Raw genomic sequence first — 8,780 nt, 5'->3', positions numbered from 1 at the left:
TAATGAGCAATTCATGAAGTCTATGTATAAGTATCAAGATTTAGATCTTAGGGTTTTTGGGGAATATACTGATGGCGATAACATTTACAGCACCGGCGCCAGTAAAGAAACAATTGCCTACAAAGCAGCTATTACTTTCCTGAAAAGTAGGCAATTGGTAAAAGAACTGAATACGTCAAAAACGAAGGCGCAATCACATTTAGGGAAAAACTGGGATACAAATCCCGTAAAATTGACTATTCTTCCTTCTGAAAAGAAAATAAATTCCTTCTCGACAAACAAAAAAGATGAAAGACCAAGAATTAGAATTAGATACGTTGTATTTCTAATTCTAATTCTTGCGATTTGGTTGTCACTAGTGGGTTGTTAAGAGTGGATTAAAATCGACGATCAATTTCGCGGCCGTCGAAAGTTCGCATCAAACACCAAAATACCTCGAAAGGCTGCCAGGCACCGGAGCGTGTTCGGTATTCCAGGATAGCCTTGCCGGCACGTTTGGTTTCATGCTTGATGCTGGCCAGGTCAGATTTGCCTTTGCTGTAATAGCCGGACCGGTTACGGCATTCGTCTTTTTCGCCATAGGTCCCATCTTTTTTCTGATAGGTTATAGCAAAAGTTTTCTGCGATCCGGACGAGAGCTGTATCTAGCGCATTGCGTCTTTTAAGTGGATTTTCATGACCATGAAGTAAATATGGTCACTGGAAGGGAGATGGTCACTGGAAGGGAGATGGGGGTAGGGCGGCAATTTAGGTTCAAAAAAATGATCTTTAAAATCAATGACAAAAAAATGAAATGACCAAATTGAGATTTAATACATAAATCAGATATGCTGTACTCAGTAGGATTGAGAATTAAAATTTTAAATATTGCAGCCAGGTATTATAATTTTTTGACGGTAGTTCTATCGAACCGACATCTTTTTTGCGTAAGGATTAGGTGTCACAAATATTTTTTTGGAAATGCTTTGACTAATTAAGCTCTGAGATCAAAGTAAGTTTTCGTATGGACTATTTTATTTTATACATTGTCTAATGAATTTTTCAAATCCTAAACTTACACTTTTGATTGGACGTCTTAGAATTGCTATTGGCAATTTGAAAAACGTACCATGGGCATCCGTTTTTCAGAATTTATCAAACCTGGCAACTGCTACGGGGTTGATATGGGCTATCTTCACATTTGTCGATAACCAGCAAGAATCAAAGGAAAAAGATAGGCTAAATTTGGATGAAATTTATAGGCTCAGAAAAAACGATAGTATTCAAATTGATATTCTGTCCCGTCAACTTAAAAGCTCTCAAGAAAGAGACAAATGGAGCTACTTAAAGGATAGTTTGTCTCTTGAATATTCAAGAAGAAATTTAGATTCTATCAGCGCAAATACTAAAAGGATGGTTCTTGCGGCTTCGTCGGATAACAAGACCTATCTAGACGCTTTTCATAAAGTTTATGAAAATATGATAGGTATCCAAGGAAAGCAAGCCGAAATTCTTTCGTACAGTTATGAGCTTCAAAAAAAAATAAATACACCTAGGTTAGGTTTTGAGTCGGTCAGAATCTCTGAGAAATCTGCGAAAAGTTATTCCGATAGGCAACATGTTAAAATAATTGGAAGTATACAATTAACAAATTTTGGCTCTACTCTTGCAAGTGATGTGAAGGTCGTACTAGCTTCAATTGTAAAGGTCACTGACGAAAACAAAGGAAAATATACCAGCAAGAAGCCATTTTTGTTGGGTACAATTTATGTTGATGGTAAATCAATGGCAATCTACAATGGGATAAACCCGGGTAGTAGCTTATCAGTGCCGTTTCAAATTGAGTATATAAGTGAAAACAGACTACACTCCCGTTATCAATTCGATGCGTTGATAAGTGTTTCATTTACTGATTTGATCAATCAAAATACAAATTATCAAATTAGTCGAGCCTTTCAAATTATAATGTCTCCCCAAAATGACAATCTCATAAGCCATTTTAGGGACAATATTGTTTTAGATAGCCTAACTACACAAGTTTTGACAAAAAGTATCAAAGACCAAACGGAGTTTGCTGAAAGAATTCGTCGGTTGGTGAACGAAGGAATTGTGGAATAAAAAGTGATTACACAATAATAATCTCCATTACTAGGAAGCTGTCCACCTGGCAAGTCAAAAAGCATTTTAAATACAATACACTTGCAAATCTTGAATGATATTATTCGCCTTTTCCCCTTTTAATTACATCATTCCGGTATTTAAAAAGTATTAGAAAATGAAATTCAGTCACTTACATTAAAAAAAGCCGGTTCGGCTTCCGCTACTCTAATGGAGGGTTGCCCGCCCTGTATCGGTTTGGCAATTGCCATTTGCTTTTTCCGTTATCTGCCAGGCGTTTTTTAGCTACACTGATTTTCCAAAGCGTGGTCCGGATCCAGTCGCGGCAATTGGAACAATTCGAGAATATTTTTTAAATAAAATGTAATCGAATGCATCAGAAAGGTGTGTTGCATATTGCTGGTCAAGCGTCTTTGAGTCCTCGCTTGACTTGTCCTTCTCGAAGTTGTCGCCAATGATTGGTGTGTGCTTCAGACTTATGAGCAAGCTCTTGCAGTCCTGTTCATTGATCCGAATGCGAGGTACTGAAGCGTGCTTCTCCGAAAGGATTGTATTGATAACACGATAACGAATCTTGTATGGCGGATAAGAGTTCTGCACACAGTCAATGATGCGCCATTTGTGATCAGCCAATACTTTCTTGTACAGCTGATAGTGGGTTTTGTTCCGTCCCGGATCGCCCTTCTTACCGCTGTTGTCTCCATAGATATACACAACCTTTTTAGTGTGGTCCTTGTACTTAGTACAGAACTTATGGGCTAGCTCTTCTACCAGGCTTGTATCAGCACGTTTCACAAACAGATTATCAATAAACCTAAGCTCTTTGTCATGCTCTTGAGCGATAACTTGACACGTGAACTTTGCATTAAAGTCCAGGCTGATTTCAATGGGCTTGGTGGTCAGGTAGTCCTTTCGTTTGTAGATATAGAGCCTGGATTTATCATCATACTGGTACTCATACATATCACTATACGTGTGCCGGTTGTAGGACAGGGCGCTGTAATAAGCGTTTTCAATCTTTTCCACCCGTCTGTTCATGACCTCAATATCAAAGGCCAGGTCTGATTCTGACGCCTCCCTTTCCTGCTCGATCCAGTTGCCAGGTAAATTCGCCAGGTTATCATAGGGCGTGGATTCCATGAAAAAATACTGATTAGGCTTAATTTTCATAAGCTCTTCAGTTCTGTATATCCATTGCTGTTCCGGCGTCCAGGCTGCGGATGTAAAATCAGCAATCATCCAGTGCAAAGGATGATTTAAACCCTTTCGGCCTGGTCTAGGATCCCGGTAGGTGTATTTATTGGCCCTTACGGTTTTGCGTAGAACGGTATTATAGAATGATTCTTTCAGCTTGAAACTTTCATCCATCACTAACTGATCCAGATTCAAACCACGGGCCGTGTCCGGACGATCGGCTGAAAGAAAAACGATCGTATATCCATTTTTAAAACAAACACAATTATCATACGTATTCACACCTTCCCAGGGATGCCACCAACCTTCGGGCGGACGGCGGTTAATTACGTAGTGCCCCCACGTTCGGATCTTTGGATCATATTCATGCAAGCCATATTCAGCAAATACCTTCCGGCTTTGTGAAAGTACTACATCCTGAACATGCCGGAAGGTCATAGACGCCAATCCCATCTTTGCCCTGGGTAATTCAAACGCTGATTCGGCAATCAAACGCATTAAAACGTTCGTTTTCCCACACCCCCTACCTCCGTTAAAAGTGGCCCGGAATCCGGACTGATATCCAATTCCGTCTTTGCCAATAAAATCAGCTTCGTTTTCCAGGACCTTGAAAAGGAAATGGGCCTGGGCTGGGTTAGGATGCAGCTTTATGTACGATGGATCATCAACGTACTTCTGTGCTTTCGACATCTATAACCTCCTTTCTGTCGCTATTAGGTACATGAACATCGCCATTGACCACGTATACCCGTACCCCGGTCGGCATGGATTCGCCTGGCGGAACAATGTTGTCCACTTCGTTGAGTTTGCTAAGTTTGGCGATCCGTTCGGCTGCTTTCATAATCACATCCGGATCCCCGTCGCGCTGGCCGATACTTAAAGCGAAGTAAAGAGCTTCAATAAGCACCTTTGTGATTCCGCGTTTATCAAGATCGTACGCGATCCCCCAAAGCTCGTAGGCATCCCTTAAAATCTGGTAAGCGTGGGTTTTTTCGTGACCATATTCGTTATACAGCATGGTCACAACCTGTGAAGGAGAAAACATTTTGCTGGACCAGCTCCATGCTTTTTTCATTTTCTCAAAATACACCTGATCCCGATTGTTCAGCTTAGCGCCGTTGACCAGGTGATCTTTGAATTTGTCCATTTTATGCTCACCTTTTTCAGGTAAACTGGACGCGTTCAAAGACATTAATTCATTTTTCATATCATTGCGGTTTTAGGCAATGATATTTTGTTTGCTTAGTTAAAAGTAGGACAAGAATTCAGGAATTTATACTTATATTTTGAGTAATTAACTTATAAATCAATGGGCGAAAATCGAAATCAACATTTTGTACCACAGTTTTACCTGCGATTTTTTTCAACAGATAATACGGACAAGGCGGAAACAGAAAAAAAAATTGTGGGCGTTATGATCGGGGATAAGAATTTTTATAATTCCAATGCATTAATAGCAAATGAAGCTTCAAAAGATTATCTGTACGGTAAAGACGGTGAACTTGAAAAATATTTTACCAGTGTGGAAGGAAGGGCGGCTGATTTGATTAGAACGATTAAAGCAACAAAATTGCCACCAGCGATTGGGTCAGATGATCATTTATTTCTATTAAAATATCTTGTACTAACCATGAACAGAACCCCACAAATGGAAAGAGAGATGAAAGAAATGGAAAACTACTATAACAAATTGATGGAAAAGGATATTGCTACTTTCTACTCAAATAAAGGAGATGCATTCCATATCCCTATTATGGTTGCAGAAAATAATTATCATATTTTAAATGACCTAAAAATAAAGATTCTAGAAAACAAAACTGACCTACCATTTATTACCTCGGATAACTCGGTAGTGAGCTACAATTTATTTGCTGAAAAAAAAGGCTTTTTGTTAAGTTCAAATGGTATGGCTTCTAAGGGTATTCAGTATTTTTTCCCGCTTGGACCTCGGTATATGCTTACTCTTTATGATGGATCAACCTATAAATATGGCAATAAACTAGACAAATTTATTGTTCTGAAAAATGTAGCTGATATTTTTGCGTTGAACAAGCTACATTTCTTAGAATGCGATAAAAAGGTATTTTATAATCATGAGTTAAAGATTGGGCAGATAAAAACTTATTTAAGAGAAAGCGGCACATTAAACCGTAAAAGTCCCGTTTCAATTGGAGTTTCGAATTTTCAAGTAGGTGACACTTTACATAAAGATTCTTTGCATGTTTTTCGTAATCGAGAAAATCGCATAAAGTTAAATTTGTCGTTTATCAGGAACATTCAGAAAGAATTTGATTTCTCCCCCAATGAGCATCATTTGCGCCGTGAAGATTTTCTATAAATATTGCATTTTTTGATTTAAATTATAAAACTGCCCTTTTCATCTCCGTTTCTTCAATGATTGCTTCCACCTGGGCCAATTCAATTTCCCACTTACTTTTTAAAGCCATAGACGCTTTTGGATTCGCCATTTTGCTTTTAAGTTTTGACCGCTTTTCTCGGCTCTGCTGCAATTTGACTGATAATTCGGCCTTGCTGAGTACCGCCTGGACTGGCCGCGCGGTGACCTGCTGATCATGCTGTGGTTTGGGCGGTCCTTCATTTTGGTTACGATCCAGGAAATTCTTTTGGTCCCGGATATCTTCTATTTTGTGGTGCAGCTCTAAAATCTTATCCACCAGATCCGGACATGGCGTTCCAGGATCCACTTTCACCAGCATATTACTTAATTCAGCCTGATCACGTCTGAGGCGGGAAGCTTCCAGGCTTAAAGCGCTGTGTTTTAAAGCGAAAATATCAGAATTTACATCCTTCATGATGGCCGTCACTTTCTTCGACATCCGGGGCGCTGCTGTTTGCCTATCAACCTTATTAATTGTTTCAGTGGCCAGATCCGATTTTAATTTATTCAGATCGTTTATGGCCGCTTCCAATCTTTCCGGCCGTGCCCGCTTCGCCGCTACCATTTGGCGGATCATTTCCACGGCCGCTTCCTGTTGTCTAATTTGATTATTCATCATCGTCCACGTCCACATCTTCGTTTAACAAAAGTGAAAATTCAGCGATGGTGTTTCGAAAAACCCATACCTGGTGATCTGTCAAGCGGTCAGCATCGGTTTGCCCATTTTCAGCCAGATACTGGGAAAGAACAGTTCTAAGCCATGCGTGATCGATTTGTTTACTATGAAGATATAATCTAATGTCAGTAAAATTTGTCGGAAGTGCCATAATTGATTTAAGTTGGTTCGGACCCTAAATACCGGATGTAAGTTTGCATTAACTAGGACGGAGTTAACAAATTTTACCGTTAACTAAGTTTGACGTATATATGTCAGTAAACCTCCTATTTTTGTTCGAAACTCTCTTTTAACTCTATTTTTATGAAAAAAATCTACTTAGCACCTATCGTGCTCTTATTATCTATTGTCTTTTTTGGTTCATTTGGATTTGCCCAATCCGTTCAAAATTTCAAATTAAATAATGTTAGAAAAGTACTTAGATCTACTGATGTACAACAAAGTGGCGTAAACGTGCTTGAGCCTGATATGCGTGCTACGTCAACAGTTCCGTTCGATACAACTGGAAGGTCAGCAAAAGTGGCGGCTGGGGCTGTGGTTCCACCTCTTGTTTTTAAACTAGATTTTGGAGACACTATTTTTGTTACAAAGAACCTGATTCATCGAGAACATCTCCTTTTAGATTTGAAGGACATAGAAAATTTTCAGGAAAGCAATAGGGATTCATTAAAACTGTTTAGTGTGTATAAAGATGCTGCTTTGAACAAACTAACATCAGAAAATTATGACAGATTAGCAAAGAAATATTCTGATGTCGAAGTGGATGCGGATTCTGCATATTTTAGATACGTAAAGGAATTTATTAGTAATAGCCCGGTTATTACAAAATTTGGTACTTCCAGATCAAAAGCTTTTTTTGATTTGATTTATAATAATGATGGTAAGAGCTTTAATACGCTATCATCTTCTGGAATTGGCTTTGGTAAGAATACAGGGTCGATTTATTCAGAACTTGTAAGTGGGAATCTTGGCTTTTTTCGGGCATCGGTTGGAGCTATGGTAACCGGAAACAATAACGAAGATAAAGAAGAATCAAAACAAGAAGAAGCATATCAAAGACTAGCAACGAATGGAGGTAATACGACTTTGACGCTGGAACATCCAATAGTATATGCACATTCTGGCGACCTTCGTCATACAGCTCTTTTGAGGGGGCTTATAAAGGGTGCTGCGGATATCCCTATATTTGGAACTTCCACTGACAAGTTTGCAGGTAATGCCTCAATTGGATTGGACTTTTATGCATCCACAAGTACTGATAACGGAGCCATAAGTTTCTTTTTTAATGCTAACTACAATGGTATTGTGGGAACAGATGAGTTTAGAACAAATTTGAAACTGGAAAAGAAGTTTATAACAATGGGACAATTATCGGCCGGAATAATAATTTCGGATAGGTTAAGAATTGCTTTCAGTTTTCTTACGTTTAGCAATGATTCTAGCCTCCGTAACAAGAATGTAATTGCGAACGGGCAAGTATTGAAATGAGAGTTAGTTATTTCAGGTCATTTTACACAACTTAAAGTTTCAAAAACGAAGTACAAACTTAATTTGCAAAAAACACCGGTAAAATTTTACCGGTGTTTTTATTTTCCCCAATTTATGGCTGAATTTTATCAATTTGTGCTTTGATACCCACCAAGCCCAAACTTAGGGTCTCAAATTCTTGACTGTTTACCTCAAGGTTCTTGATTTCCTCAGTACCTTTATTGTAAAGTTCAATAAGCTCCTTTAAAGCCAGGTCTGCAAGAAGTGGATCTACAACAATCGGTTCATTTTCTGAATCTTCATCCGGGTCGTTTTCCGGCTCTTCGTTATGATCCGTGTCCGGATCTTCGTTCAGGTCAGAATTTGATTCTTCGAATAATTCTTCATCATCGAAAGCCGGTTCAGGTTCGCGCAAAGATTTCAAAAGCTGCCCGGCTTGGTCGCGTAAGGCTGCCAGCTGCTCTTTGCGTTCTACCTCTTTCAGCTCGACGATCTGTTCATATTCCAGACCTTCAAAACGCTCGTTTTCTTCAATTTCAGCGAGATCTTTATGGAGCGCCCGTACAATGTGAGCGGCCAGCCCTGGCAGTTCGGTATTTTCCACCTCGGGCAGATGTTCATTTTTATTTAAAACATCGTATGCCTTTCTAAGCGCGCTAGTCACGCCGGCGATAACGGCCACGATCGCTTTCTTTTCTTTACTTGCCATCAGGTTGTGCTGGTTGGGCGGTGAATTCCATAAACACGGCCACAGATGGATTTTCAGCAAACGATGAAAGTTGCTCCTGGCTTAATGCATTGGAAAGGACCACGTGTTTACATTCTGTTTCGACTGTGACGCGTCCTTCGTAATCAGGAAGGACACGCCACACTTTTTCGTTTTTTGCCATTACTTTCTAAGTCGTTAAAAAGGGCATTGGTTTAATT

Annotated in this window: 11 protein-coding genes; 4 read left to right on the top strand and 7 right to left on the bottom strand. The window is 39.4% G+C overall.

Annotation, left to right across the window (positions count from 1 at the left end; genetic code table 11):
• On the top strand, positions 1-370 hold a 370-nt coding region (locus AC1XUO_RS29300; protein ID WP_483333450.1), incomplete at its 5' end, for a hypothetical protein.
• Positions 371-418: 48 nt separating this feature from the next.
• Here AC1XUO_RS29300 and AC1XUO_RS29295 read toward each other — a convergent pair.
• Entirely contained in the window at positions 419-580 is a 162-nt protein-coding gene (locus AC1XUO_RS29295; RefSeq protein WP_483333449.1) for a hypothetical protein, read from the bottom strand.
• Between the two features lie 452 nt (positions 581-1,032).
• Between AC1XUO_RS29295 and AC1XUO_RS29290 the strand changes: the two genes are divergently transcribed.
• Positions 1,033-2,097 carry a hypothetical protein gene (locus AC1XUO_RS29290; protein WP_483333447.1) on the top strand — a complete coding sequence of 355 codons (1,065 nt, stop codon included), beginning with the start codon at positions 1,033-1,035 and terminating at the stop codon, positions 2,095-2,097.
• A 285-nt stretch (positions 2,098-2,382) separates the two neighbouring features.
• Here the strand turns inward: AC1XUO_RS29290 and AC1XUO_RS29285 are convergent, their stop codons facing one another.
• A complete protein-coding gene (locus AC1XUO_RS29285; protein ID WP_483333446.1) occupies positions 2,383-3,981 on the bottom strand; it encodes a terminase large subunit domain-containing protein in 1,599 nt (532 codons plus the stop codon).
• Positions 3,956-4,498 carry a hypothetical protein gene (locus AC1XUO_RS29280; RefSeq protein ID WP_483333444.1) on the bottom strand — a complete coding sequence of 181 codons (543 nt, stop codon included), beginning with the start codon at positions 4,496-4,498 and terminating at the stop codon, positions 3,956-3,958. Before AC1XUO_RS29280 ends, AC1XUO_RS29285 begins: the two co-directional genes overlap by 26 nt.
• A 102-nt stretch (positions 4,499-4,600) precedes the next feature.
• Here AC1XUO_RS29280 and AC1XUO_RS29275 point away from each other — a divergent pair, with 102 nt between their 5' ends.
• Positions 4,601-5,629, top strand: a complete 1,029-nt coding sequence (locus tag AC1XUO_RS29275) for a DUF4238 domain-containing protein (RefSeq protein ID WP_483333443.1) — start codon at positions 4,601-4,603, stop codon at positions 5,627-5,629.
• Positions 5,630-5,651: 22 nt separating this feature from the next.
• Here AC1XUO_RS29275 and AC1XUO_RS29270 read toward each other — a convergent pair whose 3' ends face one another.
• Positions 5,652-6,323, bottom strand: a complete 672-nt coding sequence (locus tag AC1XUO_RS29270) for a hypothetical protein (protein WP_483333441.1) — start codon at positions 6,321-6,323, stop codon at positions 5,652-5,654.
• Positions 6,298-6,516, bottom strand: a complete 219-nt coding sequence (locus AC1XUO_RS29265) for a hypothetical protein (RefSeq protein WP_483333440.1) — start codon at positions 6,514-6,516, stop codon at positions 6,298-6,300. The genes AC1XUO_RS29270 and AC1XUO_RS29265 overlap by 26 nt, the downstream gene beginning before the upstream one ends.
• A 152-nt stretch (positions 6,517-6,668) precedes the next feature.
• Between AC1XUO_RS29265 and AC1XUO_RS29260 the strand changes: the two genes are divergently transcribed.
• Complete coding sequence (locus AC1XUO_RS29260) at positions 6,669-7,853, top strand: hypothetical protein (protein ID WP_483333439.1); 1,185 nt, start codon at positions 6,669-6,671, stop codon at positions 7,851-7,853.
• Positions 7,854-7,965: 112 nt separating this feature from the next.
• Here the strand turns inward: AC1XUO_RS29260 and AC1XUO_RS29255 are convergent, their stop codons facing one another.
• Positions 7,966-8,562 (bottom strand): hypothetical protein, encoded by a 597-nt coding sequence (locus tag AC1XUO_RS29255; protein ID WP_483333438.1) that lies wholly within the window; start codon positions 8,560-8,562, stop codon positions 7,966-7,968.
• Positions 8,552-8,743 (bottom strand): hypothetical protein, encoded by a 192-nt coding sequence (locus AC1XUO_RS29250; protein WP_483333437.1) that lies wholly within the window; start codon positions 8,741-8,743, stop codon positions 8,552-8,554. Before AC1XUO_RS29250 ends, AC1XUO_RS29255 begins: the two co-directional genes overlap by 11 nt.
• Positions 8,744-8,780 lie beyond the last annotated feature (37 nt).

This window comes from Dyadobacter sp. HNCC25DJ186, from assembly GCF_056895235.1.
The sequence above is the reverse complement of the archived record's forward strand: the minus strand, read 5'-3'. Positions and strand labels throughout refer to the sequence as shown.